Origin of the sequence: Martinezella miluonensis (assembly GCF_900094545.1) — a bacterium.
Classification (GTDB): Bacteria; Pseudomonadota; Alphaproteobacteria; order Rhizobiales; family Rhizobiaceae; genus Rhizobium; species Rhizobium miluonense.
The window spans coordinates 25,137-52,131 of the sequence record NZ_FMAH01000021.1 but is presented as its reverse complement, the minus strand read 5'-3'; the positions used below and the strand labels follow the sequence as shown (position 1 = coordinate 52,131).

At 60.5% G+C, this 26,995-nt stretch carries 28 protein-coding genes and 1 pseudogene; 17 read left to right on the top strand and 12 right to left on the bottom strand.

The window, feature by feature from the left end; all coding sequences use genetic code 11:
- Positions 1–33: 33 nt before the first annotated feature.
- From GA0061102_RS17605 to GA0061102_RS33195, 5 genes are all read left to right on the top strand, one after another.
- Entirely contained in the window at positions 34–1,920 is a 1,887-nt protein-coding gene (locus tag GA0061102_RS17605; RefSeq protein ID WP_092851503.1) for an ABCB family ABC transporter ATP-binding protein/permease, read from the top strand.
- A 135-nt stretch (positions 1,921–2,055) separates the two neighbouring features.
- Positions 2,056–2,754 carry an acid phosphatase gene (locus GA0061102_RS17600; RefSeq protein ID WP_092851501.1) on the top strand — a complete coding sequence of 233 codons (699 nt, stop codon included), beginning with the start codon at positions 2,056–2,058 and terminating at the stop codon, positions 2,752–2,754.
- 306 nt (positions 2,755–3,060) lie between these two features.
- On the top strand, positions 3,061–3,759 hold the full coding sequence (locus tag GA0061102_RS17595; RefSeq protein WP_092851499.1) for a phosphatidylserine decarboxylase: 699 nt from the start codon (positions 3,061–3,063) through the stop codon (positions 3,757–3,759).
- A 20-nt stretch (positions 3,760–3,779) separates the two neighbouring features.
- A complete protein-coding gene (pssA, locus tag GA0061102_RS17590) occupies positions 3,780–4,640 on the top strand; it encodes a CDP-diacylglycerol--serine O-phosphatidyltransferase (protein ID WP_092851498.1) in 861 nt (286 codons plus the stop codon).
- Positions 4,641–4,968: 328 nt separating this feature from the next.
- Complete coding sequence (locus GA0061102_RS33195; RefSeq protein ID WP_167668007.1) at positions 4,969–5,112, top strand: hypothetical protein; 144 nt, start codon at positions 4,969–4,971, stop codon at positions 5,110–5,112.
- 78 nt (positions 5,113–5,190) lie between these two features.
- Here GA0061102_RS33195 and GA0061102_RS17585 read toward each other — a convergent pair whose 3' ends face one another.
- Together GA0061102_RS17585 and GA0061102_RS17580 are read right to left on the bottom strand one after the other, a co-directional pair.
- Positions 5,191–5,955 carry an SOS response-associated peptidase gene (locus GA0061102_RS17585; protein WP_092851497.1) on the bottom strand — a complete coding sequence of 255 codons (765 nt, stop codon included), beginning with the start codon at positions 5,953–5,955 and terminating at the stop codon, positions 5,191–5,193.
- A 43-nt stretch (positions 5,956–5,998) separates the two neighbouring features.
- A complete protein-coding gene (locus tag GA0061102_RS17580) occupies positions 5,999–6,319 on the bottom strand; it encodes a YnfA family protein (protein WP_092851494.1) in 321 nt (106 codons plus the stop codon).
- 160 nt (positions 6,320–6,479) lie between these two features.
- Between GA0061102_RS17580 and GA0061102_RS17575 the strand changes: the two genes are divergently transcribed.
- The 7 genes from GA0061102_RS17575 (at position 6,480) to GA0061102_RS17545 (ending at position 10,727) form a co-directional block, all read left to right on the top strand.
- Positions 6,480–6,893, top strand: a complete 414-nt coding sequence (locus GA0061102_RS17575) for an NUDIX hydrolase (protein ID WP_092851488.1) — start codon at positions 6,480–6,482, stop codon at positions 6,891–6,893.
- A gap of 101 nt (positions 6,894–6,994) precedes the next feature.
- Positions 6,995–7,429, top strand: coding sequence for a TIGR02301 family protein (locus GA0061102_RS17570; RefSeq protein WP_092851639.1), 435 nt, complete (start codon positions 6,995–6,997; stop codon positions 7,427–7,429).
- 104 nt (positions 7,430–7,533) lie between these two features.
- Positions 7,534–7,791: a hypothetical protein gene (locus GA0061102_RS17565; protein ID WP_092851483.1), complete on the top strand. Its 258-nt coding sequence runs from the start codon at positions 7,534–7,536 to the stop codon at positions 7,789–7,791.
- 16 nt (positions 7,792–7,807) lie between these two features.
- The gene (locus tag GA0061102_RS17560; RefSeq protein ID WP_092851478.1) at positions 7,808–8,566 is read left to right on the top strand and encodes a hypothetical protein; all 759 of its coding nucleotides are present in this window, start codon (positions 7,808–7,810) and stop codon (positions 8,564–8,566) included.
- 177 nt (positions 8,567–8,743) lie between these two features.
- Entirely contained in the window at positions 8,744–9,583 is an 840-nt protein-coding gene (ygfZ, locus tag GA0061102_RS17555; RefSeq protein WP_092851476.1) for a CAF17-like 4Fe-4S cluster assembly/insertion protein YgfZ, read from the top strand.
- Positions 9,580–10,197 carry a YfbR-like 5'-deoxynucleotidase gene (locus GA0061102_RS17550; protein WP_092851474.1) on the top strand — a complete coding sequence of 206 codons (618 nt, stop codon included), beginning with the start codon at positions 9,580–9,582 and terminating at the stop codon, positions 10,195–10,197. The genes ygfZ and GA0061102_RS17550 overlap by 4 nt, the downstream gene beginning before the upstream one ends.
- Positions 10,194–10,727: a tyrosine phosphatase family protein gene (locus tag GA0061102_RS17545; RefSeq protein WP_092851469.1), complete on the top strand. Its 534-nt coding sequence runs from the start codon at positions 10,194–10,196 to the stop codon at positions 10,725–10,727. The genes GA0061102_RS17550 and GA0061102_RS17545 overlap by 4 nt, the downstream gene beginning before the upstream one ends.
- A 61-nt stretch (positions 10,728–10,788) precedes the next feature.
- Here GA0061102_RS17545 and GA0061102_RS17540 read toward each other — a convergent pair whose 3' ends face one another.
- From GA0061102_RS17540 to GA0061102_RS17530, 3 genes are all read right to left on the bottom strand, one after another.
- On the bottom strand, positions 10,789–11,415 hold the full coding sequence (locus GA0061102_RS17540) for an EF-hand domain-containing protein (protein ID WP_245298043.1): 627 nt from the start codon (positions 11,413–11,415) through the stop codon (positions 10,789–10,791).
- 260 nt (positions 11,416–11,675) lie between these two features.
- Positions 11,676–12,173, bottom strand: a complete 498-nt coding sequence (locus tag GA0061102_RS17535) for a superoxide dismutase family protein (RefSeq protein ID WP_425348539.1) — start codon at positions 12,171–12,173, stop codon at positions 11,676–11,678.
- 160 nt (positions 12,174–12,333) lie between these two features.
- Entirely contained in the window at positions 12,334–12,660 is a 327-nt protein-coding gene (locus tag GA0061102_RS17530) for a hypothetical protein (protein WP_092851456.1), read from the bottom strand.
- 294 nt (positions 12,661–12,954) lie between these two features.
- Between GA0061102_RS17530 and GA0061102_RS17525 the strand changes: the two genes are divergently transcribed.
- The 5 genes from GA0061102_RS17525 to GA0061102_RS17505 all read left to right on the top strand — a co-directional run bounded on the left by GA0061102_RS17525 (position 12,955) and on the right by GA0061102_RS17505 (position 21,428).
- On the top strand, positions 12,955–15,726 hold the full coding sequence (locus GA0061102_RS17525; protein ID WP_092851453.1) for a DUF2339 domain-containing protein: 2,772 nt from the start codon (positions 12,955–12,957) through the stop codon (positions 15,724–15,726).
- A gap of 68 nt (positions 15,727–15,794) precedes the next feature.
- Entirely contained in the window at positions 15,795–16,448 is a 654-nt protein-coding gene (locus GA0061102_RS17520) for an HD domain-containing protein (RefSeq protein ID WP_245298042.1), read from the top strand.
- A gap of 9 nt (positions 16,449–16,457) precedes the next feature.
- Positions 16,458–17,306: an MOSC domain-containing protein gene (locus GA0061102_RS17515; RefSeq protein ID WP_092851451.1), complete on the top strand. Its 849-nt coding sequence runs from the start codon at positions 16,458–16,460 to the stop codon at positions 17,304–17,306.
- Between the two features lie 122 nt (positions 17,307–17,428).
- Complete coding sequence (locus GA0061102_RS17510; RefSeq protein WP_092851450.1) at positions 17,429–20,674, top strand: adenylate/guanylate cyclase domain-containing protein; 3,246 nt, start codon at positions 17,429–17,431, stop codon at positions 20,672–20,674.
- Between the two features lie 73 nt (positions 20,675–20,747).
- A complete protein-coding gene (locus GA0061102_RS17505; protein ID WP_092851448.1) occupies positions 20,748–21,428 on the top strand; it encodes a peroxiredoxin-like family protein in 681 nt (226 codons plus the stop codon).
- A gap of 73 nt (positions 21,429–21,501) precedes the next feature.
- On the opposite strand, the gene recO is transcribed toward GA0061102_RS17505, so the two are convergent.
- The 7 genes and pseudogenes from recO to acpS all read right to left on the bottom strand — a co-directional run bounded on the left by recO (position 21,502) and on the right by acpS (position 26,985).
- Positions 21,502–22,281 carry a DNA repair protein RecO gene (gene recO, locus GA0061102_RS17500; RefSeq protein WP_092851445.1) on the bottom strand — a complete coding sequence of 260 codons (780 nt, stop codon included), beginning with the start codon at positions 22,279–22,281 and terminating at the stop codon, positions 21,502–21,504.
- Positions 22,282–22,341: 60 nt separating this feature from the next.
- On the bottom strand, positions 22,342–22,797 hold the full coding sequence (locus GA0061102_RS17495) for a response regulator (RefSeq protein ID WP_245298041.1): 456 nt from the start codon (positions 22,795–22,797) through the stop codon (positions 22,342–22,344).
- A 261-nt stretch (positions 22,798–23,058) separates the two neighbouring features.
- Positions 23,059–23,787, bottom strand: a pseudogene (locus GA0061102_RS17490) (Crp/Fnr family transcriptional regulator); the annotation flags it as partial.
- An 85-nt stretch (positions 23,788–23,872) separates the two neighbouring features.
- Positions 23,873–24,817: a GTPase Era gene (gene era, locus GA0061102_RS17485; protein WP_092851443.1), complete on the bottom strand. Its 945-nt coding sequence runs from the start codon at positions 24,815–24,817 to the stop codon at positions 23,873–23,875.
- A gap of 185 nt (positions 24,818–25,002) precedes the next feature.
- Positions 25,003–25,722: a ribonuclease III gene (gene rnc / locus GA0061102_RS17480; RefSeq protein ID WP_092851440.1), complete on the bottom strand. Its 720-nt coding sequence runs from the start codon at positions 25,720–25,722 to the stop codon at positions 25,003–25,005.
- Positions 25,719–26,465, bottom strand: coding sequence for a signal peptidase I (gene lepB, locus GA0061102_RS17475; protein WP_092851435.1), 747 nt, complete (start codon positions 26,463–26,465; stop codon positions 25,719–25,721). Before lepB ends, rnc begins: the two co-directional genes overlap by 4 nt.
- Positions 26,466–26,580: 115 nt before the next feature.
- Positions 26,581–26,985 (bottom strand): holo-ACP synthase, encoded by a 405-nt coding sequence (acpS, locus tag GA0061102_RS17470; protein ID WP_092851430.1) that lies wholly within the window; start codon positions 26,983–26,985, stop codon positions 26,581–26,583.
- Between the last annotated feature and the right edge of the window lie 10 nt (positions 26,986–26,995).

Below are 26,995 nucleotides of genomic sequence, written 5' to 3'. Positions count from 1 at the left end.
CCCGGCTGCCTCTATTATTCGCCGGAGACGGACATGGCAGAGCCCAAGAAAACCATATCGGCGGATTCCAGCAATCCCTTGAACACGATCGTCAATCTCTGGCCGTATATGTGGCCCGCCGGCCGTATGGACCTGAAGATGCGGGTCGTCTGGGCGACCGTCTTCCTGCTGGTCTCGAAATTCTTCCTGCTTCTGGTCCCCTATTTCTTCAAATGGTCCGTCGACGCGCTGAACGGCAAGCTCGACATGCAGGGCATCCTGCCGGCCTTCATGGTCGGCGCCATCGCCTTGATCGTCGCCACGAACCTCACCCGCCTGATCCAGCTCGGCCTCAACCAGCTTCGCGATGCGCTCTTTGCAAGTGTCGGCCAGCACGCGGTTCGCCAGCTCGCCTATCGGACCTTCGTGCACATGCACGAACTGTCCCTGCGCTTCCATCTGGAGCGCAAGACCGGCGGCCTCTCGCGCATCATCGAGCGCGGCACCAAGGGCATCGAGACGATCGTCCGCTTCACCATCCTCAACACCTTTCCGACCTTCATCGAATTCCTGCTGACCGCCATCATCTTCTGGCGCGGCTATGGCTTCTCCTACCTCGCAGTGACGGCCGTCACGGTCTGGCTCTACATCTGGTTCACCGTGAAGGCGAGCGACTGGCGCATTTCCATCCGCCGCACGATGAACAACAGCGACACCGACGCCAATACCAAGGCGATCGATTCGCTCCTGAACTTCGAGACGGTCAAATATTTCGGCAATGAAGAGATGGAAGCCAAGCGCTTCGATCAATCGATGGCGCGCTATGAGAAGGCCGCCACCAGCGTCTGGACCTCGCTCGGCTGGCTGAACTTCGGCCAGGGCGTGATCTTCGGCCTCGGCACCACAGTCATGCTGGTCATCTCCGGCTGGTCCGTCCTCAACGGTCACCAGACCGTCGGCGACTTCGTCTTCATCAATGCCATGCTGCTGCAGCTCTCCGTACCACTGAACTTCATCGGTTTCGTCTACCGCGAAATCCGCCAGGGCCTGACTGATATCGAAGAGATGTTCGACCTGCTGGAAGTGAAGCCCGAAGTGGTCGACGCACCCGACGCCAAGCAACTTGTCATCGGCAACGGCGCCATTTCTTTCAAGGACGTGCACTTCGCCTATGATCCGGCCCGGCCGATCCTGAAGGGCATTTCCTTCGAAGTCCCAGCCGGTAAGACGGTTGCCGTCGTAGGCCCGTCGGGGGCGGGAAAATCGACCCTCTCGCGCCTCCTCTATCGCTTCTACGACGTGCAGAGCGGCACGATTACCATCGACGATCAGGATCTGCGCACAGTGACGCAGAAAAGTCTGCGCAAGGTGATCGGCATGGTGCCGCAGGATACTGTGCTCTTCAACGACACCATCGCCTACAATATCCGCTACGGCCGGCCGGGCGCGAGCGAGGGCGAGGTAACGGCCGCAGCCGAGATCGCGCAGATCAGCGAGTTCATCCGCCATCTGCCCGAGGGTTTCGAAACGAAAGTCGGGGAGCGTGGCCTCAAGCTGTCAGGCGGTGAGAAGCAGCGCGTCGCGATCGCCCGAACCGTTCTGAAAGCTCCGCCGGTGCTGATCCTCGACGAGGCGACATCGGCACTGGACACGACAACCGAGCGCGAAATACAGGCGGCTCTCGACATCGTTTCCAAGAACCGCACGACGCTGGTCATCGCCCATCGCCTTTCGACCGTGATCGGCGCCGACGAGATCATCGTGCTGAAAAGCGGCGTGATCGCCGAACGCGGCACGCATGCGAACCTGCTTGCGCAGAACGGGCTTTACGCATCCATGTGGAACCGTCAGCGTGAGGCAACGCAGGCCGAAGAGCATCTGAAGCAGGTACGCGAAAACGACGATCTCGGCGTGGTCAACCGGCTGGCGCCCGCAAACTGAGCAGCGGCGGCATTTTCGACGCCGTGCACGGTTCTTGCGGGCAGATGTTGCGCAGAAGCGTTGTGCACTTCAACTGTCACGAGCTTGAGATAACAGCTTGATAGGTACGGGTTTCACTTAAAAGGGAGCCCCGAAATGCGCACTTTTGCCAAAGCTTTAAGCCTATTGCTCGTCGTCGGCCTCGCCTCGCCGGTTTTCGCCGAGGATGCCAAGCCCTTCAGCGACTCCAAGGAGATCAATCTCCTCAATCTGCTGCCGCCGCCGCCCGCCAATGATTCGGCGCAGATGAAGGCCGAGCTGGGCGAAATCCTGACGATCCAGGTCACCCGCACCCCGGAAATGGCGGCACGCGCCGTTGCCGATGCGGAAGAGAATGTCTGGCGCTTCTCCGATGTCATCGACAATCCAAAGTTCACCAAGGAAAGCCTGCCGAAGTTCTCGGCATTCTTCGATCGCGTCGTCGAGACCGAAGGCGCAGTAGTCGATCCGGCCAAGGATGTCTGGAAGCGCCCGCGTCCGCATCTCTACAGTGATCTCGTAAAGCCGATCGTTCCGCTCTCCAAGTCCGGCTCGTACCCGTCCGGCCACACCACGGTCGGCACGCTGATGGGCGTCGTGTTGGCGAACATGGTGCCGGAGAAGCGTACCGCCATCATGGCTCGCGCATGGGAATACGGCCATAACCGTATCGTCGGCGGCATCCACTATGCATCCGACATCGAAGCCGGTCGCATCGCCGGCATGGTCATCGCTGAAACCATCACCACGCATGACGACTACAAGACCGAATACGAAGGCGCCAAGGCTGAATTGCGCGCCGCCCTCGGTCTCTGATTCCATCCGGTTATTGCGGAATATGAAAGGCCGCCGCCTCATCGGCGGCCTTTCTGTTGCACCCTGCCGGAATTCCGGTGGACTACGCCTCTGAAAACCGAAGATCGTTGACATCCTGTGCCTGCGCGGATTGCGCTGGGGGCGAGCATGCGAGAGCATTGCCCATGACGGCGTTTGCCTGTAGTCACGCTCGTCTGGTAATCAGAGCAAGACCGCTTATCTTGTTCTCATCTTTTGATTGGCAGCGTCTCGCTCGGCAACCGAGGTTCGGTTTTCGCGAGAATGCCCTAACGGAGTAGGCTGTAGATGAGCTTGTTCAACAGCGTGCGCAACGTCATCGTTCCAGTGCATAAGGAAGGCTATCCCTTCGTCGCAGGTTTCTTCGTCGCTTCGCTGGTGCTCGGCTGGATCTTCAAGCCGCTCTTCTGGATCGGCCTGATCCTCACACTCTGGTGTGCCTATTTCTTCCGCGATCCCGAGCGCATGACGCCGCAAGACGATGATCTGGCGATCTCGCCGGCCGACGGCAAGGTTTCCGGCGTGCAGATGGTCACGCCGCCGGCGGAGCTCAACCTCGGCAGCCAGCCGATGCTGCGCATCTCGGTTTTCATGAACGTGTTCGATTGCCATGTGAACCGCTCGCCGATGCGCGGACGCATCACCAACATCGCCTACCGCCAGGGCAGCTTCCTCAATGCGGAGCTGGACAAGGCCAGCGAGCAGAACGAGCGCAACGGCCTCGTCATCGAGACGAAGCATGGCGAGATCGGCGTTGTGCAGATCGCCGGGCTCGTCGCGCGCCGCATCCTCTGCTTCGTCAACCCGAACGAGCCGCTTGACGCCGGCGAGCGCATCGGCCTGATCCGCTTCGGCTCGCGCCTCGATATCTTCCTGCCGGAAGGCGCGTCGCCGCGCGTTACCATCGGCCAGCGCGCGATCGCCGGCGAAACCGTCATTGCCGAATTCGGCTCGGCAAAGGGCCCAACCGTTAGCCGCCGCAGCTGACCCCTAGGAACACGAGCGAGATGAAGACGCCTTTTCCGCCTTTCGAGCCGCATGGACCCAATGACGAAGCGCGCGGGCCGCGCCTCCGGGAAATCCCGCTGCGGCTGATCGTGCCGAACATGATCACCGTGCTGGCGATCTGCGCGGGATTGACGGGTATTCGCCTCGCTTTCGAAAGCCGCTACGAGCTTGCCGTCGCGGCCGTGCTCGTCGCAGCCTTCCTCGACGGCATCGACGGGCGCGTCGCGCGGCTGATGAAGGCCACCTCGAAATTCGGCGCGCAGATGGATTCGCTCGCCGATATCGTCAATTTCGGTGTCGCTCCGGCGCTGGTGGTCTACGTCTTCCTGCTCGACCAGGCCCGCTCGCTCGGATGGATTGCCGCATTGATCTACACGATCGCGGCTGGCCTGCGGCTCGCCCGCTTCAACGTCATGGCCGAGCGGGAGCACAAGGCTTCCTGGCAGTCGGAATATTTCGTCGGCGTGCCGGCGCCAGCCGGTGCCATGCTGGTGCTGCTGCCGGTCTATCTCGGCTTTCTCGGGCTGACGCCGGACCGCACCTTCGCCTATTGGGGTGCCGCCTACACGGTTCTTATCGGCTTTCTGCTGGTGAGCCGCCTCCCCGTCTGGTCCGGCAAATCGGAAGGCAACGGTGTACGGCGCGACCTGGTTCTGCCCATCATGCTTGGCGTCGTCGTCTATGTCGCGCTGCTGATGAGCTACACCTGGCATGTCATGGTCGTGACCGTCGCCGCCTATCTTTTGTCCCTGCCGTTCGGCGCACGCTCCTGGGCGAAGAAATATGGCACCTACACCATCAACGGCCCTGCCGACCCCAATGTCGACGATTCCAACGACGACATCGGTCGGCACATCTAAGGCCGGCTTATCTCGTGCTATTCGACAGGCTCCCGGCTGCATCGTCCCGCTGCAACCGCAAGTCTGTAAGTCTCCCTTATCAATTAGGGACATGACGATGAGCTGTCGGCCGAATGACAAGCCGCTTCCGCCCGGATTTTTTAGCAGATTCAAACGTTGCGGCAGTGCGTATTCTACACGAGGTTTCGGTGCTAATCTCTCGAAATATGGTCGTTGTTTACAAAAGCTGATTGGAAAACGCCTTCGATTTGTCATGATTTACGACAAAAAGCACTGTTCGACAGTGAATCGAAAAGTGCTCCCGCAGGAGCATGGTGAGGAGTAAATCATGACGCAGAAGAAAGAAACGGCGGCACAACCGCAGGCAAAAATCGACCCCAGCAAACACTATCGCCCTCTGGGCCTGAAAGCCGTTCTGGCGGCTCATCTGATGCTGAAGTCCAAGCCGCCGCTCAAGAAGAAACTCGCCTAAATCCGAGGGCGCTGGCCGGCTGTACGGCAGCTGAGGCGCCCACAATCGCATCGATGCCGGCCGCCGGATGGCGGTTGCTCAGAGAAGGCTTAGCTGGCCGTCGTCTGGTTCTGCTTTCTTCGACGGTTTCCTGAGAGGCTCGATCGCTACCGGTGTCTGCAGATCCGGCCCCATGTTAGCGACCTTGTTAACGCGATCCGAGACCGGGATCGCCTCGAAAAAATCTTCCTGTACCGGTGCCATCAGATCGAGGACCTCGCGCGGCTCCTGGGTCTTGCAATCGAGCCAGCGCGCAAAATCTTCCGGCTGGATGACGACTGGCATGCGATCGTGAATGGATCGGATCGCGCTATTTGCCGCAGTCGTCAGGATCGCCCCCGTATCGACTTCAGAACCGTCTGCCGACGACCAGGTCTCCATCAGTCCGGCAAAGGCGATGACGCCGCCTCGACGCGGACGGATCCAATAGGCCTGCGGCTTCTCGCCGCTTTCTTTCGATGGCCTGTGCCATTCGTAAAAGCCTGATGCCGGAATAAGAATGCGGCGGTGGCGCATGGCGGCGCGGAAGGACGCCTTGCCGATCGCCGTTTCGGCACGCGCATTGATCAGAAGCGGAAACTCCTTCGGATCCTTCACCCAGGACGGCGTGAAGCCCCAACGCACCAGAAGGGCGCGGCGATCCGGCAGGTTACTGCCGGGCTGCTGCCGGTCGCCGGATATGACAACAAGGATCGGCTGCGTCGGTGCGATATTATAGCGCGCGGGAAAGCCGTCACGCAGCAGGACGCCGAGTGCTTCTCCCACATAGTCCGCCGTCGATGTCAGAGCAAAGCGTCCACACATGGGGCTTGTTTTGCACCGGTAAAGCGCCGGGTCAAGCGGAAGCTCAGCCGCGTGGGCCAAAGAGAATGACGGCCGCTCCAACCAGGCAGATGGCGGCGCCGGAGATATCCCAACGATCCGGCAATCGCCCTTCCGCCAGCCAGAGCCAGAGGATCGAGGCAACGATATAGACGCCGCCATAGGCAGCAAACGTGCGCCCGGCCGCCTCGCTCGGCACCAGTGCCAGCAGCCATGCAAAGAGCGCCAGTGAGATCAGGCCGGGCGCCAGCCACCAGATCGGCTTTGCCAGTCGGAGCCAGGCCCAGAAGGCGAAGCAGCCGGCAATTTCGGCCAGGGCCGCAAGAGCATATAGTCCGTAGATCATCCAGGCGCCCGCCCATTCGGCGCATACGAATCGCCGTTCCGTCGGCAGCGAGTTAAGGGGCTTTCCCGGAGGACAGCAAGGGTCGTTTCCTGTAGAGATCGTGAACCGATGGCTTCATGTCATTACCTTCCAGTCTCATCATGCGAATGCGAAACGACCGATGAATTCCATTCCCCGCCCCGCCTCCTCCGCCATTCTCGAACGCGATGGCCGCTTTCTATTGGTCTTGCGCAGCAATCCGCCATCGGCCGACATGTATGCTTTTCCGGGCGGCAGGGCGGAAGCGGGCGAAACGCCTGCGGAAGCGGCACTTCGAGAATTCGAGGAAGAAACCGGCATAAGGGCGCGCAATCCGCGCCTGTTCGAGACCTATGATTTGCGGTCCCATGCAGCAGATGGAACACTCACGAGCCATTTCCTGCTCTCGGTCTTCCTGGTCGACGCCGAAAGGGACGCTGTCGCGGTGGCGGCCGACGATGCCGCCGAGATCGGCTGGTATTCGCTGGAGGAGATTCGCGCCCTGCCCGTGCCAGCCAGCGTACTCGAATGCGTGGAGAGAATTGCCGCCGCCTGAACGGCGGCCGGGCGGCCATATTAACGATACCGGACAATAACGAGGTGAAAAGCAGGCCTGGTGCCTTGTTCCCGTCATGCTTGTCCGGTCAACATGGTTACATGATTCATAACCACCTAGGCCGACCGCTTCTGACTTGCATCGCGCTGGCCACCGCTTTTCCGGCGGTCGCACAGCCGGCTGCGACCACAGTGCAAGTACAGACGCCCAGCACCACGGACGCCGAACGACCGACGCCTTATGATGAGAGGCTTTCACGCCTCGCCGAAATTCTGGGCTCGATCGATTATCTGCGCAATCTCTGCAGCCCGGCGCGGGAGGACGGATGGCGCGGCGATATGCAGCAATTGCTCGACACCGAGACGAAGGGCGAGCCGAAGCGCAAGGAGAAGCTGACCGCCGCGTTCAACCGTGGGTATAGGTCGTTTGCGTCGGTTTATGCAAATTGCACGCGTCAGGCTCTCGTCGCCGAAGAGCGATACCGTAACGAAGGTGCAACACTGGCTACAGAAATCACCGCGCGCTTTGGAAATTAACGGTTTATTAACCCCTTTTCGTACCGAGCCGTGTCGTTTTAGGAAAAGGCTGATAAAGTTGTTAAGCAAGTGGTAAGGACATGAACGTCTCGAGGAAAGAAGCAATGGAAACCAGCCTGAATGAAATCGACGACATGATCGTCCATGAAAAGATGCAGGCAGCGCTGGAATACCAGAACGAAGCTTGGGCCGACGGCATGGCTGATGGTATCGAGCCCGAAATCATTGCCGATGCTGCGATTGCTCACGCGATTCGCGAGACGATTCGCAATCGAGGCGAACAGGGAGCGGAAGCCTTGCTTGAATCGCTTCGCGAACGCATGCTCGCCGGCGAGTTTTCTCCGACCCGAACCCTGCAATAGAAAACAGAGATTGCTCATGCGTATCTTCCCAGGCAATGAGTTCCGCTGTTCCATTGCCTCGCTTGCCGCTGCAGCTCTGCTTTTGAGCGGCACCGCCTTGCCGCTGCCAGCCCTCGCCTTCTCCGAGCTCAATCCTCCGGCGCAGCTGCCGGGCGCCGCCGGTACATCCGGCCAGCAAAAGAACGCCAAGCCTGTCGAGCAGGCGCTGGAAGCGCCTGCCAACAACGCGCTGCCGATGCCGGATCCGCTGATCAACAAGCAAGCCAGCCAGAACGGTGGCGATGCGTCGAGTGCAAACAAATCGGTCGAATTCCTCTTCGACATCGACAAGGCGCCGGAGCCGGTCAAGAAGCTCCGCGCGGCGATCGTCGAGGCTGCGGCTTCGGGCGATCTCGAGCGCCTACGTCCGCTGATGAACGTCGGTGCCGGCCTGAAGCAGACTCAGGTCACCGCCGACGACCCCGGTGAGGATCCGATCAAGACCCTCCATGATCTCTCGGGCGATCCGGACGGCATCGAAATCCTGTCCATCCTGCTCGATATCATGTCGACGGGCTTTGCCCATGTCGGCCAGGGCACGCCAGACGAAATGTATGTCTGGCCCTATTTCGCCCAGAAGGACATCAAGACGCTCTCCACGCCGGAGAAGGTCGACCTGATGCGCATCGTGACGGCGGGCGATTATGCCGACATGCTGGAATTTGGCGGCTATAATTTTTATCGCGTCGGCATCACACCGGACGGCCGATGGAAATTCTTTACCTCGGGCGAATGATCCAGCCGGGGAACTTGCGGTTCTGCGCCGCAGGCCCTACCTCTTGATGATGAAGCATGTCGCGCAAAAGTGCGCAGCGGTTTTGCGGCAACGACATGCGCAAAATCAAGAGCTTAAAGCGCACGTAGCGAATCTGGAAGATCGCGGCGCGCTTTAAGCCAAATCAGCGGATCCAACATGCCAGCCGTATTCCTGAAAAATCGCTCCTTCATCCGCATTGCCGGCGCGGAAGCGGAGGCGTTTCTGCACAATCTTATCACCACCGACCTCGTCTCGCTCGAGACGGACCAAGTGCGCCCCGGTGCATTGCTGACGCCGCAGGGCAAGATCCTGTTTGACTTCATGATCCGGCGAGACGACCCGGGCTTTCTGATCGAGACCGATGCGACACTGCAAGATGGCCTGTTGAAGCGCCTGACCATGTATCGGCTGCGCGCCAAGGTCGACTTTAGCGTCGAGGATGTTCAGGGCGTTACGGTGGCATGGGCCGACGAAGTGGGCGAAGGCCCACGCGACAGCCGTTTCCTCAAGGCCGACATCGCGCTGACGCGCACGCCTGGCCAACATGGTCAAGATGCAGAAGCGCTTTACGACGAACTGCGTATTGCCAACGGCGTCGCCATTTCCGGCCGCGATTTCGTGCTGCAGGATGCATTTCCGCATGATGTGATGATGGATCTCAACGGCGGGCTGGGCTTCCGCAAGGGCTGCTATATCGGCCAGGAAGTGGTTTCCCGCATGCATCATCGCGGCACGGCGCGCAGGCGCGTCGTCATCGTCGATGGCACCGCGGATCTGCCCGTTTCCGGGACCGAGCTGACCGCCGGCGGCAAGCCGATGGGGTCGCTGGGATCGACCGCCGGCCGCAAGGGCCTTGCCGTTATCCGTATCGATCGCGCAGGCGAAGCCATTGCGACGGGAACGCCGATCCTGGCTGGCGGGGTCGAGGTCTCGGTGTCGCTGCCCGCATGGTCCGGCCTCACCTTCCCCGCCCCCGCCGATGAGGCTTCGGCATGAACTCGGCCAAGACGCCGCGCGCCTGGCAGCGCATGTTGTCCGGGCGCAGGCTCGATCTGCTGGACCCATCGCCGCTCGACGTCGAGATCGGCGACATCGCGCACGGGCTTGCCCGCGTCGCGCGCTGGAATGGTCAAACCTCGGGCGATCACGCCTTCTCCGTCGCGCAGCATAGCCTTGTCGTGGAGGCTATCTTTCGCCATCTCAATCCGTCCAGCCCGGATGAGTGGCTCGCCGCGCTGCTGCATGATGCGCCGGAATATGTGATCGGCGACATGATTTCGCCGTTCAAGTCCGTCGTCGGTGGTGGCTATAAAGAGGTGGAGAAGCGGCTCGAAGCAGCGATCTATCGTCGCTTTGCCCTGCCGCCGCATTGCGCGCCGCAATTAAAGGACAGGATCAAGAAGGCAGATACGGTCTCTGCCTATTTCGAGGCGACGTTGCTTGCCGGCTTCACGCCGGAAGAAGGACGCAAATTCTTCGGCCAGCCCCGCGACATCACCCGGGAGATGCTGCCGATCGATCCCGTGCCGGCGGTCGAGGCGCAGCGATTGTTCCTACAGCGCTTCGAGGAGATCGAGGCCGAGCGTGCGGCAATGAGGGTCGGTGCGTGACTGATATCGTGATATCGCCACTGGCGCGCATCGCCGAGATGGCCGTTCGCCATGGTGCACGCGAAATGATCAGCCTGATGGCCAAGGAGCAGGCTTTTCATCGACCTGCCGTCATCAAGGCGGACCGGCACCTGCTGCTCAGCATGAACGACATCAGCTTTGCAGGCACCGGCGATCTCATCGCTCCCCAGGAGACGCATGTCCGCGCGATCATCAATTTTGCGACGCAGTGGGATCGTACATCGCCTCTGCTGATCCATTGCTGGATGGGGGTTTCGCGCTCGCCGGCCGCAGCACTGATCGCTGCTCTTGCCGTTCATCCGGAACAGGATGACCTAGCCCTCGTTCGCCGCCTGCGCGCGGCTTCCCCCTTCGCAACGCCAAATACCCGGCTGATCGCGATCGGAGATGACATGCTTGGACGCAATGGCCGGCTTGTCGCGGCGCTCAAAGAGATCGGCCGTGGTGCGGATGCTGACGGCAATGCGCCATTCGTGCTGCCATTGGCAGAACTGAGCAATACGCCATAAACAAAACGGAGGCCGGTTTGTGCAGCCTCCGTTCGTTTCACGACAATCGGTTGCCCGCGGGTCAGGCGGAGACGCCGCCCGACTGCTCAGGGTCGTACTGACCATAGGTATTCTGATAGAGGGCCGACGGATTCTGCATTTCGCTCAGCAAAACGTCCAGCGCTTGGTTCTGGGCTGCCGTATCCGAATTCGCATTGCTGCTATCCGACGATGGTTCCAAAGACAGCATGTCGGCGGCAGAGGCGTCCGATGATTTGAGCGCATCGAGACCCCCCGCGAACTGATCCTTGGTCAGCGAGCCGGAGTTTTGCCTATCGATGCTCTTGAAGAGGTTCTCCGCATCGCTTTCGCTCATGTCCTTCGGCCGTCCGGCGACGAACTCACTCTGCGTGATCTTGCCATCCTGATTGGTATCGAGGCGGGCGAATAGTTGATCCATCGGCGACTGATCCGTAGAGCTGCTCGACGTCGAAGAGCCCGATTGGCCGGCTTGCTGCATCTGCAGCAGCATCGACGCCAGGTTGCCGGAGAAAATGTCCGTGGCGCTTGGATCGCTGCTGCTGTCACTGTCCTCATCCTTGAGAAGGCTTGCCGACAGAAGGCCCGATTGAGCGGCCTGCTGCAATTCCTGAGCATCCACAACGCCGTCCTGGTTCTTGTCAAGCGGACTGTACGAGGCAGCCGTCATGCTGCTTCCAATTGAAGAAACGCCACTCATCCAAATCTCCTAAGCAAACGCCATTGGCGTGTTCGACTGCCCCCCGACACGCTTAGTCATCTGCCGCGAGAATAGGTCGATTTGGCCGGGCTGAGATAGATGGGTGTTAATTCATCATTAACCATAATTGACAGGCATCGAATCCCATTGCTGGTGGGCGCCCACTGCGCGGAAACAACCGGCACTTGGCACAGCCTCGCGCAAGGATTCGAATCGCCTGTTGGTTGGGCCTACTGGATGACCGCACACGCCAGACGCTTGCCGGCGCCGCCGACCGGCTGGCTGCGATAATCATCCGATTCTTCATGGATCATCAGCGTGCGGCCACGGATACCGTTCTTGCCGTTGAGCGATACCAAGCCGTTGAATACCTGGGCCCGCAGCTTTCCATCCTGATCGACATACTGGTTGGGCATGTCGCCCGCATGCGGTCCCTTTGCGGCGAGAAAGCCGTGCTCAGCCTTCGTCGGATTGAAATGCCCGCCGGCGGATTCGAAGCCATGCGTATGGTCGCACCGGCTGCTTTCGTGGATATGAAACGCGACCCAGCGATTGGCCGGCAGACCCGAGACTTCCATCTCGATCAGCACGCCCGACTTGCCCTCGGTCAGGGTCGCCCGCCCTGCCTGCTTGCCGTCAAGCCCGACGAAATCGGCGGTCGCCGTCCTCTGGTCTTGAGCCGCCGCAGGCATGGCCGCAGCTAGAGCAAGAATTGCAGCCATCATCATCGTCCGCCTCATGGAACGGTACTCCCTCTTTGGTGATCACTGTCCAACGCATTGCGGGCATGAGTGTTCCGCCGAGAGGAAAATGAATTGCATCAAACAGATAAAGCGACCCACCGTCGTCCGGCAGGTCGCTGAAACAATCCGACGAAACCAGCTATTGTCAGGCCGCGATGCTACCCACGTCGTACTGGCCGTAGGTGCTGTTGTAGGCATCCATCGGCGAGAACAAATCCGTATGGAGTTCCGGCAGCTTGGCTCTGGAGGCGACATCGGCGCTGGGCAATTGCATGAGCTTGGCCATCAGGTCGCTCATGGCGCTGCTTGAACTATCCGAAGTGCTATTGTCGGCATTCTCCTGGAGAATGCCGGGACGCTCGCCAGCCTCACGCTCCTGACCGCTGAGCAGACCGTCCCCATTGGCATCGAGGCGCGAAAGCGTGCCGCGATAGGGATAAGAGCTATTGGATATGGAAGATACATGGGACATTCAAATCTCCTTTGGAAGGAGCCGCCTCATGCGACGTCGTTTGCCCTCAATACATTCAGGACTGGACCATGAGCCCTTGATAAGCTGCTTCGCTCTATCAGTAAATACGAATTGTTAATGAGTATTAACTATAATTTTCAAAAGGTAAATCGGAACCAGCTAATACCTCGTCGGCTCGGCTTTGCCGTATTGCTCGGTATAATCCACTGGAATCATAGGCGAATTTGACTGCTAACCCTTACCGTTCAGTCCAATTGGTATATTGTGCGGACGATTGCTCACGGAGAGGCCTTGATGGAACTGCTGCCGCTTGTCGTCGTGATCGCCGGCATTTTCATACTGCGGGGATACAACCAGCGGATAAAAAGGCTGGAGGCTCGCGTTCAAGAGCTGCAGAATGTCATCGCGGGCAAGGTGCTTCCGGCAGATATGGCCGAATCGATTCCCGCGGAAAGGCCGCAAACGAGTGATGCTCTGCTGCACGCTGAGCACGACGACGAGACACCGATAGCCGAAGCCGCAATCCCAGGCCCCTCTCGGGTCGATATCGAAGAGGCTGATATCGCCGCACGCGGCACGGCTGACATGTTCACCGATGGCGGCCCGGATATCGCAACGCCGGCAGTGATGAAGCCGAAAGAAAGCCTGGAAAGCACGATCGGCGCACGCTGGGCGGTGTGGGTCGGTGGCATCGCGCTGGCCCTCGGCGGCATCTTCATGGTCAAATATTCGATCGAGAGCGGTCTGTTGAGCCCAGGCGTCCGGCTGGTGCTTGCGGCGATCTTCGGCCTGATCCTCGTTGCCGCGGGCGAAGTCATCCGCCGCCGTTCGGCGCCTGTTTCCGGCAGTGCCTTTCAAAATGCGATGGTTCCCGGTGTGCTGACGGCCGCCGGCGTCGTCGCGCTATTCGGCTCGACCTACGCAGCGCATGGCATCTACGGCTTCATCGGGCCTGCCACGGCTTTCGTTCTCCTCGCGCTGATCTCGCTTGCTACTCTTGCCCTGTCGCTCTTGCATGGACAGGCGCTGGCGGGCCTCGGCCTGCTTGCCTCCATGGTCACCCCCGCCCTGATCGCATCGACGGCACCGCGACCCTGGATCCTCTTCGGCTACCTCGTCCTGACATGGCTCGCAACGCTGCTTGCGTCACGGCTGCGTCGCTGGCTGATTGCGCCGTCGCTTGCCAATGCGCTGCTCAGCCTTTGGCCCCTGCTCTACATCTCTTACAGCTCGGTCGTCGATTTCACGCCGGTTACGCTTTCGATGCTCGCCATGATCGGCGGCACCATCTTCCTTTGGCCCGGGCGCTACCAGGCTGCCGCGAAGGCGGTAGATGACGCGACAACCGGGCCGGAGACCAATCCGCTCCAACTTCGGAGCGCCGGTGGCTGGGGCGCTTTCCTTGCCCGACCGCCGCTGGGCATGACACTGACGGCAACGATCGGCGCCCTTGTCGTGTCTCTCTCCTTGCTGGCCGACAGCCTCCGCTATGGCTATCCCATCGTCGACGCCGTGTTCATGTTCGCGGCGATCGTCGCGGTAGTGGCCGCCTTCGGCGCGGGCCGGCTGCATGCGGCCTGGGCGGCGATCCTGTCTGCCGTTATCGCGGTCGTCGGCGTCGGCGGTCTCATGACGAACTGGATCTATGGCCTCGATCCCAGCATCGTCGATGCGATGGCGGCGATGCAGAGCGTAGTTCTCTATGAAGTGCTCGGCCTCGGAGCAATCTTCGTGCTGATCGGCACCTTCTTTCTTCAGCGGTATGCAGAGGGCGAGAAACCCTTTGCCGCGCTTTGGGGCCTGATCATGGTCGTCGTACCGCTGGCGATCGCCGCGATCAGTTTCGTCAATTTCGGCAACTGGACGCTCGACTGGCTGCATGGTCTCTATGGCCTCGGCCTGGGTATCGCGCTGATGGCGCTTGCCGAATGGCAATATCGCCGCTCGGGCGACGGCTGGAACCTGCCGACCAACATTCTCGCCGCCGCCTCCTTCGCGGCCATGGTCTTCGCTCTGCATGTGCTTGCGCATCATGCCGTGCCCACCATATTGCTGCCGGTCCTCGGCATTGCCTATCTGTCGATGGGGAGTGCACGCGATTGGCCGGTCCTGCCGTGGACAATGGTCGCTGCGTTGATCATCGCCATGGGGCGCATCGCCTGGCAGCCGACCATCGTCGATCCGTCCGAGCTCGGCAGGATACCGGTCTTCAATATGCTGCTTGCAGGCTACGGCATTCCGGCAGCCCTCGCCGCAGCGGCAGCTTTCATGGTCCGCCAATCTCCTAGTATCCGGCTGCGCAGCGCACTCCAGGCATTGGCCTCCTTCCTCGTCCTGCTGACGATCGCCATTCTGGTGCGCCATGCCATGAATGGCGGCGTCCTGAACGACGCTGTCCCGACGCTCGGCGAGCAATCGATCTATACCCTGCTGGCTATCGGCGCCTCCGCGACGCTCATGGCCCTCGACCTTAGCGCCGCGAGCCCCCTCTTCCGCTATGGCAGCATGGTGCTCGGCACGCTCTCGGTCATCATGATCCTGACACTGCATCTGCTGGGACTGAACCCGTTCATCACGGGCGAAAGCACCGGCCGGATCCCGTTGTTCAACCTGCTGTTGCTGGGGTATCTCGTGCCTGCCGCCGCCTATGGCGGACTGGCGCTTTTCGCGCGCAACCGGCGGCCCCTGCCCTATGTCGCCATGCTGGCCGTTGCCGGCGCGATCATGGCCTTTGCCTGGGCGACGCTGACGGTGCGCCGCTTCTGGCAAGGGGAGTACATTCCCTTCTGGAACGACTTCATCCAGGGCGAGCTCTATTCCTATTCCGTCGTCTGGCTGCTGATCGGTATCGCCCTTCTCGGGCTTGGCGCCCGTTTTGAAGCGCGGAGCCTGCGCATCGCCTCGGCGGTGCTGGTCTTCATCGCCGTCGTCAAGGCTTTCCTGATCGATATGGCAAACCTCGAAGGCTTCCTGCGCGCCCTCTCCTTCATCGGCCTCGGCGCCGTCCTGATCGGTATCGGTCTGTTCTATCAGAAGATCCTGACGCGCAAGAAAGCCACGGAATGATTGCGGCGAATCCTTTCGCCCGGTAGGAGAAAGCTCTGCCGACAGATCATTCCGGAGCGAGTGCGACAATGGACACCAACAGGATGGCGCGAGCCTTTGCCCCGTTCGAAACGCTGGCTGCGGATCTCATTCCGCACGCTGCCGATGGCGATGATGGTTCGCACGATATCGCCCATATCCTCCGGGTTTTCAGGAATGCCATGGCCATTCAAGCCGAGGAGGGCGGCAATGCCCGAATTCTCGCGGCCGCCGTGCTGCTGCATGATTGCGTTGCCGTGGAAAAGAATTCGCCGCATCGCGCGCAGGCCTCGCGGCTGGCTGCGGAGAAAGCATCGGGCATTCTACAGGAACTCGGTTGGGCGGATGAGGATATTGCGGCGGCCGCGCATGCGATCACCACGCACAGCTTCTCCGCCAATCTTCCGCCCGAAACCCTGGAAGCGAAGATGTTGCAGGACGCCGACCGGCTGGATGCGATCGGCATGGTCGGCGCGGCGCGCTGCTTCTATATTGCCGGCCGCCTCGGTTCCGGTCTCTACGATCCCTTCGATCCGCTTGCGTCCGAGCGGCCGCTCGACGACAAGCGCTTCGCCATTGACCATTTCGAGACAAAGCTGTTCAAACTGGCGGACGGTTTCCAGACCGAGACCGGACGCAAGTTTGCCGAAGCGCGCCACGACCGGCTGAAGACCGTGCTGGCAATGTTCATCGACGAAATCTGAGGGCTATCCATGCGCGTCAGCGATCTTTTCATCTACCCGCTCAAGAGCGCACGCGGCATCGCCATTCCGTCGGCTGCCATCGACGCCTTTGGTCTGGCCGGCGATCGCCGAGCCATGCTGGTCGATCCTTCCGGTCAGTTCATCACCCAGCGTGAATTGCAGGCGCTGGCGCAGATCGATATCGAGCCCGGCCCTTCCTATCTGCGCCTGAAGATGGAGGGCAAGCCCGACATCATCGTGCCGCCGCCGCATCCCGACAACCGCATGGATGTCGTCGTGTGGAAATCCGAGGTCAGCGCCTCCGTTGCCGATGAGGAGACCAACAAGGCCCTGTCCGGCTGGCTTGGCCGTGAGGTCAGGATGGTTTTCTTCGACAGGCTAGCCAAGCGCCTCGCGAGCCCGGAATGGGCGGGAGAGGATTCGACCGTCACCTTCGTCGACGGCTATCAGATCCTCGTCACCACAACCGGCTCGCTGAAGGCGCTCAACGCCAATCTCGCCGCTCATGGCGAAGGCGCTGTCGGCATGGAGCGCTTCCGGCCCAATATCGTCATCGATATCGATGAGGATTGGCCGGAGGACCGCTGGGCGGCAATTGAGGTCGGAGGCATCCGCCTCGATCTGGTCAAGCCCTGCTCGCGCTGCATCATGACGACACAGGACCAGAAGACCGGCTCGCGCGACGTGCCGAATCCGATGCTGGCCATGGGCCGCATCCGCATGTCGGCGGACCGTCGCGTTCCCGGCCCGCTCTTCGGCTGGAACGCGGTGCCGCGCGGCGATGGCTCGGTCAAGATCGGCGATACGGTCACCGTGCTCGAGGAACGGCCGGAGGGCTGGGCTCTCAAGCGGCGCTAGTCGTTCCGCCGTTTGTTTAGCTTGCGGACCTAACGCAGCAGGCGCATGCTTATCGCTCATTTTGAACCCGTCGGTTGCGGCTAAGATAGCCATGGCGCACGGGCTTTGGCGAGGTGCGTCCGATGGAGTGCGCCGGCTGCGGTTTCGATATTCAGAGCGGCTTTGCTTTCTGTCCGCGATGCGGGGCAAGGCAGCCTATCGCTTGCGCCGCATGCGGCTATCCCCGCCAGCCTGATTTTGCCTTCTGTCCCCAATGCGGCGCCGCGATTTCCGACAAAGTCCTACCCGCTGCCAAGCCCAACATCGAGACTACACCGACAAAATCTGACGGCGATGCCGACCGGCGGCCGGTAACCGTGCTTTTTGCGGATCTCTGCGGCTTCACGACATTGAGCGAGCAGATCGATCCGGAAGTCATGCGGGTGTTGCAGAACGACTTGTTCGAGGAAATGACGCAGGCCGTCGAGGCTTATGGCGGCTTCGTCGACAAGTTCGTCGGCGATGCGCTGCTGGCTCTGTTCGGCGCGCCGGTTGCTCATGAAGACGATCCGGTGCGGGCACTGAACGCAGCACTCGATATGATCGATCGGGCGACGCGGGTGGGCGAGCGCTGGCAACCCCGTGCCGGCGTGCCGCTGCGTCTGCATGTCGGCATCAACAGCGGCCCCGTCGTCACCGGCGGCTTCGGTGCCGTCAGCACAAAATCCTATTCCGTGACCGGCGACACGGTGAATACTGCCCAACGCCTGCAATCCATGGCAGGCGAAAACGATATTCTCGTCGGGCCGCTGACCTATCGCCTTACCCGCCATGCCTTCGCCTTCGAAAATCTCGGCGCCCAAGCCTTACGCGGCAAAAGCGGCAATGTGCTTGTCCATCGGCTGACGGGACCGCTGGAAGCGCCGCATACGGCACGCGGCCTCGAGAGTTTCGGCCTTCAGGCACCGATGATCGGACGGGATACGGAATTGTCGCGACTGCTGGCCTGCCTCGACCTTGCCTGCGACGGTGCGGCACAACTCGTCCGCCTCATCGGCGACGCAGGTATCGGCAAGTCGCGGCTGGTCAACGAGTTCATTAGAATTGCCGGCAATGCGGAGCGCTTTCAGGGTCTTGCCATCCGCAAAGCGACCTGCTCGCCTCTCGGCGAACAGTCTTATGGGACGCTTGCCGCGGTCGTGCGCAGTGCCTACGGCATTGGCGAGCGCGACAATCTCGACAGGACACGGCAATTGCTGGCGACGGGGTTCCGCGCGCTCGATCTCACGCAGGAAGATGTCGACGGGCTTTTGCCGCTCTTTCTGCATGTCCTCGGTCTCGGCGATCCGAGCGGAGCGCTGCGGCACATCGAGCCGGAGCAATTGCGCCGGCAGATCTTCTATGCGGTGCGCACCGTCTTCGAGCGGCGGCTGGCGCAAGGTCCGCTGCTGCTTGTCATCGAGGATCTGCATTGGGCTGATGCCGCCTCGCTGGAAGTGCTTCGCTTCATGATGGATCGGCTGGAGCGCAGCCGGCTGATGCTACTTGCGATCTACCGGCCGACATCGCAGATCGATCCGCTGGACTCCAACCGCGTCAGCGTTACCGTGCAGCGTCTCGGTCCGCTCATCGCAGCCGACGGGCAGAAGCTGCTCGCTGCCTTTTTCGGCGGGAGCCATGGCAAGCTGCCGGCCGCGATGGGTAAGCGCATCCTTGATCGTGCCGGTGGCAATCCGCTCTTCATCGAAGAGATCCTTCGGGGATTGATCGACATGGGCAGATTGCACAATGACGGCCTGCGTTGGGAAATCGCGGCGGAAGAGACGGATGTCGATATTCCGGTCAATCTGCAGGCCCTATTGCTCGCCCGTGTCGATCGTCTTCCGCAGGAGATCAGACGGCTGGCGCAGGAGGCGGCGGTGGTCGGCCCGAAGTTCGACACCGCTCTACTGCGCAGTGTCGTCACCGAACCGGCTGCCATCGACGCCGCGTTGGACTATCTCTGCGATGCCGATATCATCGAGGAATTACGCGGGCCGGATGCCGGTGCTTCTCCCACCTACCGCTTCAGCCAGTCCTTGCTGCACGACGTCATCTACCATAATCTCCTGCTGCAACGGCGCATGGAGCTGCATCACCGGATCGGCCGGGTTCTGGAACGCCAATATGGCGCGGTGCCGGACCGGCCCGAGCATCTGGCGCAACTCGGCCATCACTTCAGCCTGACCACCGAGAAGACGAAGGGGGCCGCCTATCTGATGGCGGCCGGCGATCTCGCACGCAAGACCTACGCCAATGACGACGCGATGCGCCTTTACCGCCAGGCGCTCGCAGCCTTCGAAAACGAGCCGGAGGTGGCACCGGAACAATTGGCGCTGCTGGAGCGTCTGGGCGATCTCTGCGGCCCCGCCGGCCGCCGCGACGCCGCGTTGAACCATTATCAGCGAGCGCTAGCGATCTATCGCACAGGAGACGATCGGATCGCGACAGCGAGGATATTGCGCAAAATCGGCCGGCTGCATCTCGAGGCGGGGCGTCGCGATCAAGCGGAGGCGCATTGCGCCGAGGCGGAAGCCATGATTGCAACGATCGATGCGCCGGTCGAACACGCGCATCTCCTGCAGGAGCGCGGCCATCTTGCCTTCCGCATGGGCGACCAGGCGGCAGCAGCAGAATGGGCGACGCAGGCCCTACAACGCCTGCAAACGCTCCCCCTTGACGGAACGACCGAGTCCGGACGAGAGGCGGCGCGCGCCATGGCGGAGGCCCTGAACACCAAGGGCGTAGCGCTTGCGCGGCTTGGCCGCCGCCGCGATGCCGTGCAGGAAGTGGAGCACAGCCTCACCGTCGCCGAAAAGGCCGATCTCCAAAGTGCCGCCTGTCGCGCCTATTCCAATCTCGGCGTGCTCTACACTATTGTGGATCCAGCCAACGCCATCAGGATCTGCCGGCGCGGGCTGGAGGTCGCGACCCGCATCGGCGATCTCGGCTTCCAGGCGCGTCTCCTCGCCAACCTCGCCGTTTCCTGCTGTACCTTTACCGACCGCTGCGCCGCCGAGGGTGTGCCGGCAGCCGAGAAAGCGGTGGAAATAGACCGGGCGCTCGATCAGCGCGACCACCTTTCAGTCCCCTTGATCGTTCTCGGCCAGATCCATCAATGTCACGGGCAGCCGAAGCTCGCGCGCAAATATTATGAAGAAGCCCTTGAGGTTGCGAAGGAAATCGATGAACCGCAACTGCTGTTTCCATGCTATGATGGCTTGGCGACACTAAGCCTGGAACATGACGACCTGGCCGAGGCGGAGCGATTCTTCACGCTGGCGCAGGATGTATGCGTGCGCCACAACCTCGATCCAGGCACGCTCGTCGTCTTGCCGTTTCTCGACTGACTGTCCTCGTTGTGACGGTCGCCGGAGATCTGTTGGGAGAACCAATTCAAGCACATAAAGGGAGGAACGAAACATGCAGGAGAACCACACCGAAAGACCATTGCAGCCGGGAGATCGCGCGCCGAATGTCGTGCTGGATGCGATCACTCGCCAGGGCAAGATCGCCATCGACGATTTTCGCGGCCAGAGGCCGGTGCTTGTGGGATTGTTTCGAGGACTGCATTGTCCCTTCTGCCGCCGTCAGATCGCCGCGATGTCCGAACTCACGGGTGCCCTGCAGGAGAAAGGCATCGACAGCCTGACCGTCGTCAACACACCGATCGAACGCGCCCGGCTTTACTTTCGGTACCATCCGCTTCCCAATCTGCTGGCCGCTTCCGATCCGGAGCGGGTATCGCACAGGGCCTTCGGCCTGCCGAATGTCCAGTTCACCGAGGATGAGACCGACTGGCCGCGTAAGGTCGGCATAAGTGCCGTGCGGTCGATGCGCCTCGACATGCCGGGCGAACTTCCCCAGCCTATGGATCCGATGACAGCGATGGAGTTCCTCGACAAGGCGGACGGCTATGAAATCACGGAGGACGACAAACATATGGTTGCCACAGGCGAAGGCCAGCTCGTCGGCGAATTCCTGCTCGATCGGGATGGCGTCATCCGCTGGTGCTTCACCGAGGCCGAAGAGGCCGGTCGTCATATGTTCGGCATTCCCGCCCCACGGGAGGTGATGTCGGCGGCGTCGAACATGGCTGTTTGAAGCGAGCGGTCTTTCCGCTTGGAATCATGCCTTGAGCATGATCTTGCCCGCTGCGCACTTACGGGATCATGCTCTATATTTTGGCGGCAGCGGCCGGCCGCTCCTGCGGCATTTCCAGGGATGCCGCATTCAACGCTTTCAATGCCGCCTGAATAAAGCCATCGCGCGCCGCGGCGATCTGAATGCCGCGAGGCTCGTAGACATGGCGATGCAGGAAGAAGCCCGTCAGCCGGAAGGCCGCTGAAAGGCTTTCGCTATCGGCCGCGACCACGGCTCCGGCCACAAGGAAAGGCGGCAAGGCCAACATCTTGTCGGCCCATGGCGCACCCGCCGCACGGCAGACGGCCCGCCCGGTCTTTGGCGAGACGAATGCAAGGTCTTCGCGTATGCCTGTCGCCGCACACTCGGTCAGGTCGAGGCCGAAGCCGAGATCGTTCAGCACGGCGAGTTCGAAGCGCACGAAGAGTTCACCGGCATCCGCCGGGTTCTGCAGATTTTCAAGGATGACATCGAGCGCATCGTAAAGATGCGGGTGCGGATCGCGCTCCGGCAGCAGCCGCAGAAGCGCGCCCATTGCCTGCACGCCATAGACAGCAGTCGCAGTCTCCATCAGCCGCGCCGCTCGCAGCGCGACTGGCTCCATACGGAATTCGCCAAGATGCTCATGCAGCCTCGCACGCCAGGTCACCTCGACCAGATTGCCGGCCTGCAGCACCGGTTGCATGGAGCGAGATCGCCCTCCTCGCACCATGCCCATATGCCGGCCCCGCGCCCGCGTCATCACCTCGGCGATGACGCTGGTTTCTCCAAGGCGCTTGACGCCCAAGATGATCGCGTGGTCCTGCCACTGCATCGGCTGGTCTGCCTCAAGAGGATTGTCGCGATTCGAGTTTAGGACAAATGGCAGCGGCTGTCACATGGCTGAGGATTTGCCGGCCTCCGCCAGCGCCTGAACAAAGAGGCGCATGGACTGCTCGTCGAAAGGCTTGTTCAAAAGCGGCACATGCTGCAGGTCCGGCGGGAAATCGAGTGTGTCGGGGTAGCCGCTGACGAAGCCGAAGGCGATTCCCCGATCCATCAGCAGACGGGCAAAGCCAAAGCTTGTCGACTCCCCGAGATTGACGTCCAGCATCGCAAAATCATAGTTATCGGAATGAATGGCGTTGACCGCCTGTTCCAGATTCGAGGCGATCTCGACTTGCCCAATCCCGACAAGACGCAGTATTTCCTCCGCCTCCATCGCAATAATGAGATTGTCTTCGAGAATTAGGACCCGTTGAAACGTCATTTCAACGCCATCCATGCATGCGTGCGCCGAGCGGTGCGCTCCATTAAGAAATTCCACATCTATCCCTCCGGCGCCGATCATCGGCCCGTATTGAATGGATGGTTTTCTCCCATCCGTTCTGGCTCGGTCTGCTATGACATGACTTCGCCGACAACCCGCTTCGCACTTTTTACAATGCGGGACTATGGGCTCGTCATCGTGCTCCCATCGCTTTTGCCGCCGGGGTTAGTAAAGGGTGAAACTGGTCGAAAAGTGACGGCAATAGTAATCTAAGCTGATACAGTTGAGGCCGATATTAAAAAAAGACATGTCGCCGGTAACAATAATTGTCATCAAATGAAGGGGGCGCTTGCCCGAATCAAGTCCGTCCCAGCCCGCCATATCTGCGAGACCTTTCGCATCCAGAACGCCGCAACCGCGCTCCTGCCAGAGAATCAGTCCTCGGTCAGCCAACTTTTTCAATGTCTTATTGGTATGAACGACGGAGAGACCGAGCGTATCGGCAACATGCCGCTGCGTGATCGGAATGATCTTGCTGCCTTTGAGCAGGCGAAGTGCGCTGGCGCGCTGATAGAGATAGGCAATGAGATAGGTTGCCCGTTCGTGAGCCGATCGGCGCTCGATGCTCATCTAATATCCGTTCTTCGCGCGCCGCAATCCAAGTGAGGTCGAATGCAAGTGACGGATAGGAATTGTAAAGCGTCATCAATTCCGTGCGCTCGAAAACGCAGAGCAAAACCGGCGAGAGCGCTTCCGTCGAATGACGCATCTCCCCCATGATCGAGCCTTGCAACCCGATCAGATCGCCAGGCATCACATAGTTCAGAACCTGCCGGCGGCCGTCCTCAAGCGTCTTATAGCGAAAGCCCCAGCGGGACAGGATGGTGAAGAGATGGGCGCTATGTGCACCCTCGAGGAAGATCGTGGCGCTGCATCGACAAGCAGCTCGCCCTTCTAGAAACCGCTGACGAAATTGAGCTCATCGCGTTCGAATTCCCGGAAATGCGGGAGAGATCGCAACGGACATTGCTCGCATGGCGGTCGCGACGCATACGTCGCCGCTTTCGCCATGAAACGCTCCACTGAGTTGCATCAGCTCAGGCAATGTGCCCGATAAACTGTTGCAATATAAAGCATTCAGCGAAGCGAAGTTCCATCAGCGAGGGAAGTCGAGGCCCATTTCCCGGAAGCGCTCGGGATCGTCTCCCCAATTCTCGCGTACCTTGACGAAGAGAAAGAGATGCACAGGCTGCTCCAATATCTCGGAGAGCTCCTTGCGCGATGCGGTCGAGATCGATTTGATCGCCTCACCGCCCTTGCCCAGCGCAATCTTCTTCTGGCTCTCGCGCTCGACATAGATGACCTGCTCGATCCGAACGGAGCCATCCTTGCGCTCTTCCCACTTTTCCGTCTCGACATGCGAGGAATATGGAAGTTCCTGATGCAGGCGCAGGAACAGCTTTTCGCGCGTGATTTCGGCGGCGAGCTGCCGCATCGGCAGATCGGAGATCTGGTCTTCGGGATAATACCAGGGGCCTTCCGGCAAGGTCTTTGCCAGATAATCCATGACGTCGTCGCAGCCGGAGCCGTTCTCGGCTGAGATCATGAAGGTCTGGTCGAAGGCGACCTTCTCATTGGCAGCGGCGGCGAGCGCGAGCAGATCCTCGCGGCGAACGCGGTCGATCTTGTTGAGGACGAGGATTTTCGGCTGCGGGACTTCCTTCAGCCCTTCCAGGATGGCTTCGGCATCACCGCGCAAACCACGCTCGCTATCGATGAGCAGCATGATGAGATCGGCATCCTTGGCGCCGCCCCAGGCAGAGGTCACCATGGCGCGGTCGAGCCGGCGGCGCGGCTTGAAGATGCCGGGCGTATCCATGAAAACGATCTGCGCATTGTTGTGGATGGCGATGCCGCGGACGATTGCGCGCGTCGTCTGCACCTTGTGGCTGACGATCGAAACCTTGGCACCCACGAGCCGGTTGACCAAGGTCGACTTGCCGGCGTTGGTCGGGCCGATGAGAGCCACGAAGCCGGAATGCGTCGGGCCGATATGTTCAACCGCACCATCATCGGCGGGCGTATCTTGCTGATTGGTCATCTTTTCCGTCGTTTCTAGAGCCTTTCCGCTTTTCTTCGAATCGCGAAAAAACTCTATCTTCTTGTTTCTTTACGCATTCCGGATGGAAACCGCTGCGCCCTTTTCCTGGAAATGCTCTGTTCTTGTTCTTTCCGCATTCCGGACGGAAAACCGCTACGCACTTTTCCTGGAAATGCTCTAGGCAGTCATTTCTCAGTCGACTGAGACTGCCATACACCTTCGCGCTCCAAAATCCGCGTCGCCGCCACCTGTTCGGCCGCACGCTTGGAGCGTTCAATTCCTGTTTCGGGCGCGGTTCCCGCCACTTCCACGGTCACCGTGAAGCGGGGATCATGATCCGGTCCGCTGCGATCATCAACCCTGTAGACCGGGGTGACGCCGAATTTCGCATGCGCCCATTCCTGCAATTCCGTCTTCGCGTCGCGCCTTGCGCCATCGGGCCGAACCGCCCGACGCTCCCAATAACGCAGAATGAAGGTGCGGGCCACTTCGAGGCCGCCATCCAGATAAAGGGCTGCGATCAGGCTTTCGACGACATCGGCGCGCACGTTGAGCATGCGCTTGCCGGTCAGCTTCTTCACGTCGGCGCCGGTACGGATATAAAGATGCAGCTGCATCTCGTCGGCGACCTCGGCGCAGGTCTCGGCGCTGACCAGCTGGTTCAATCGGACGGAAAGCTCCCCTTCGGTCGCCGTCCCGAAGGTCCGGAACAGAAGTTCGGCGATGCACAGGCCGAGAACCCGGTCGCCGAGAAACTCCAGTCGTTCGTAATTGCTCGTCTTGTGCGTGCGGGCGCTGGCGTGCGTCAGCGCCCAATGGAGACGATCCTTCTCGGCGAACTCGTGGCCTATCACAGCTTCAAGCTTAGCACGATCCGCCTGCGAGAGGGCCTGCACTTTCGTCATTCGACAACCTTGAAGAGGCGATCCCAACGCATGTTGGTCGGCCATTTCCAGATTTCCCGGAACGACGTATCGTGACCGAGCGAGAAGAAGATGACGCTGGCGCGACCGATCAGGTTCTCAGCCGGCACATAACCGACATCGAAACGGCTGTCGTCGGAATTGTCGCGGTTGTCGCCCATCATGAAATAATGTCCCGCCGGAACAACATATTCCTGCGTGTTGTCGCCGCGCGAATTCGGCGAAAGATCCAGCGTGTCGTAGACCTTGCCGGTGTCCGCCAACCGCTCGCTATAGACCGGGATGTGATCGCCCGGCTCCTGGCTGTAATCCGACGAGAAGGTGCCATGTGGCTCGCGCGGGACGGCCTGGCCGTTGATATAGAGAATATCGTTCTTCACCTGGATGCGATCGCCAGGCAGGCCCATGACGCGCTTGATGTAGTCGACATCGGGATTCGGCGGGAAGCGGAAGACGACGACGTCGCCGCGCTTCGGCTCGCTGCTGAAGATGCGGCCGCTGAAGAGGTTCGGCGAGAACGGCAGCGAGTACTTCGAGTAGCCATAGGCGAACTTATTGACGAAGATATAGTCGCCGACAAGAAGCGTCGGCATCATCGAGCCGGACGGAATGGTGAATGGCTGAAAGAGAACGGTGCGGATGACCATGGCCAGGACGAGCGCCTGAACGATGACCTTGATGTTCTCCCACAGGGCGTTCTGCTGTTTAACGGCTTTCTCGGACACGCAGTCTTGTTCCTTTTTCGCACCCCACCGGCGCAACTTGCATTGAGGCACTCTCTACTCGCTTCATATCACGGCGGCAATGGCACTGGCGCCAAAAGCAACATCTAGCAGCGATTCAACCCTCTATCGGCAGCGCCTCAATGATTACGAAGGCCTGAGCAAGAGGGAAATCATCCGTTATCGTCAAATGAATGGCGGCACGATGATTTTTGGGCAGCATGGCAGCCAGCCTTTCGGCCGCACCACCGGTCAATTGCATGGTGGGCTTGCCGCTCGGTAGATTGACGACGCCCATGTCGCGCCAGAAGACGCCCTGCGCCAATCCGGTGCCCAAAGCCTTGGAGCAGGCCTCCTTGGCGGCAAAGCGCTTGGCATAGGATGCCGCCTTGTTCTTGCGCCGCTCGGACTTGGCACGTTCTATGTCGGTGAAACAGCGCTCGGTGAAGCGAGCGCCGAAACGCTCCATCGTCTTTTCGACGCGGCGGATGTCGATGAGATCGCTACCAATACCGATGATCATGATACGGCCC

Coding starts and splice junctions, on each gene's coding strand:
- GA0061102_RS17605 (WP_092851503.1), top strand. CDS start 34: ATGGCAGAGCCCAAGAAAACCATATCGGCGGATTCCAGCAATCCCTTG.
- GA0061102_RS17600 (WP_092851501.1), top strand. CDS start 2,056: ATGCGCACTTTTGCCAAAGCTTTAAGCCTATTGCTCGTCGTCGGCCTC.
- GA0061102_RS17595 (WP_092851499.1), top strand. CDS start 3,061: ATGAGCTTGTTCAACAGCGTGCGCAACGTCATCGTTCCAGTGCATAAG.
- pssA (WP_092851498.1), top strand. CDS start 3,780: ATGAAGACGCCTTTTCCGCCTTTCGAGCCGCATGGACCCAATGACGAA.
- GA0061102_RS33195 (WP_167668007.1), top strand. CDS start 4,969: ATGACGCAGAAGAAAGAAACGGCGGCACAACCGCAGGCAAAAATCGAC.
- GA0061102_RS17585 (WP_092851497.1), bottom strand. CDS start 5,955: ATGTGTGGACGCTTTGCTCTGACATCGACGGCGGACTATGTGGGAGAA.
- GA0061102_RS17580 (WP_092851494.1), bottom strand. CDS start 6,319: ATGATCTACGGACTATATGCTCTTGCGGCCCTGGCCGAAATTGCCGGC.
- GA0061102_RS17575 (WP_092851488.1), top strand. CDS start 6,480: ATGAATTCCATTCCCCGCCCCGCCTCCTCCGCCATTCTCGAACGCGAT.
- GA0061102_RS17570 (WP_092851639.1), top strand. CDS start 6,995: ATGATTCATAACCACCTAGGCCGACCGCTTCTGACTTGCATCGCGCTG.
- GA0061102_RS17565 (WP_092851483.1), top strand. CDS start 7,534: ATGGAAACCAGCCTGAATGAAATCGACGACATGATCGTCCATGAAAAG.
- GA0061102_RS17560 (WP_092851478.1), top strand. CDS start 7,808: ATGCGTATCTTCCCAGGCAATGAGTTCCGCTGTTCCATTGCCTCGCTT.
- ygfZ (WP_092851476.1), top strand. CDS start 8,744: ATGCCAGCCGTATTCCTGAAAAATCGCTCCTTCATCCGCATTGCCGGC.
- GA0061102_RS17550 (WP_092851474.1), top strand. CDS start 9,580: ATGAACTCGGCCAAGACGCCGCGCGCCTGGCAGCGCATGTTGTCCGGG.
- GA0061102_RS17540 (WP_245298043.1), bottom strand. CDS start 11,415: ATGACGGCTGCCTCGTACAGTCCGCTTGACAAGAACCAGGACGGCGTT.
- GA0061102_RS17535 (WP_425348539.1), bottom strand. CDS start 12,173: ATGATGATGGCTGCAATTCTTGCTCTAGCTGCGGCCATGCCTGCGGCG.
- GA0061102_RS17530 (WP_092851456.1), bottom strand. CDS start 12,660: ATGTCCCATGTATCTTCCATATCCAATAGCTCTTATCCCTATCGCGGC.
- GA0061102_RS17525 (WP_092851453.1), top strand. CDS start 12,955: ATGGAACTGCTGCCGCTTGTCGTCGTGATCGCCGGCATTTTCATACTG.
- GA0061102_RS17520 (WP_245298042.1), top strand. CDS start 15,795: ATGGACACCAACAGGATGGCGCGAGCCTTTGCCCCGTTCGAAACGCTG.
- GA0061102_RS17515 (WP_092851451.1), top strand. CDS start 16,458: ATGCGCGTCAGCGATCTTTTCATCTACCCGCTCAAGAGCGCACGCGGC.
- GA0061102_RS17510 (WP_092851450.1), top strand. CDS start 17,429: ATGGAGTGCGCCGGCTGCGGTTTCGATATTCAGAGCGGCTTTGCTTTC.
- GA0061102_RS17505 (WP_092851448.1), top strand. CDS start 20,748: ATGCAGGAGAACCACACCGAAAGACCATTGCAGCCGGGAGATCGCGCG.
- recO (WP_092851445.1), bottom strand. CDS start 22,281: ATGCAGTGGCAGGACCACGCGATCATCTTGGGCGTCAAGCGCCTTGGA.
- GA0061102_RS17495 (WP_245298041.1), bottom strand. CDS start 22,797: ATGATCGGCGCCGGAGGGATAGATGTGGAATTTCTTAATGGAGCGCAC.
- era (WP_092851443.1), bottom strand. CDS start 24,817: ATGACCAATCAGCAAGATACGCCCGCCGATGATGGTGCGGTTGAACAT.
- rnc (WP_092851440.1), bottom strand. CDS start 25,722: ATGACGAAAGTGCAGGCCCTCTCGCAGGCGGATCGTGCTAAGCTTGAA.
- acpS (WP_092851430.1), bottom strand. CDS start 26,985: ATGATCATCGGTATTGGTAGCGATCTCATCGACATCCGCCGCGTCGAA.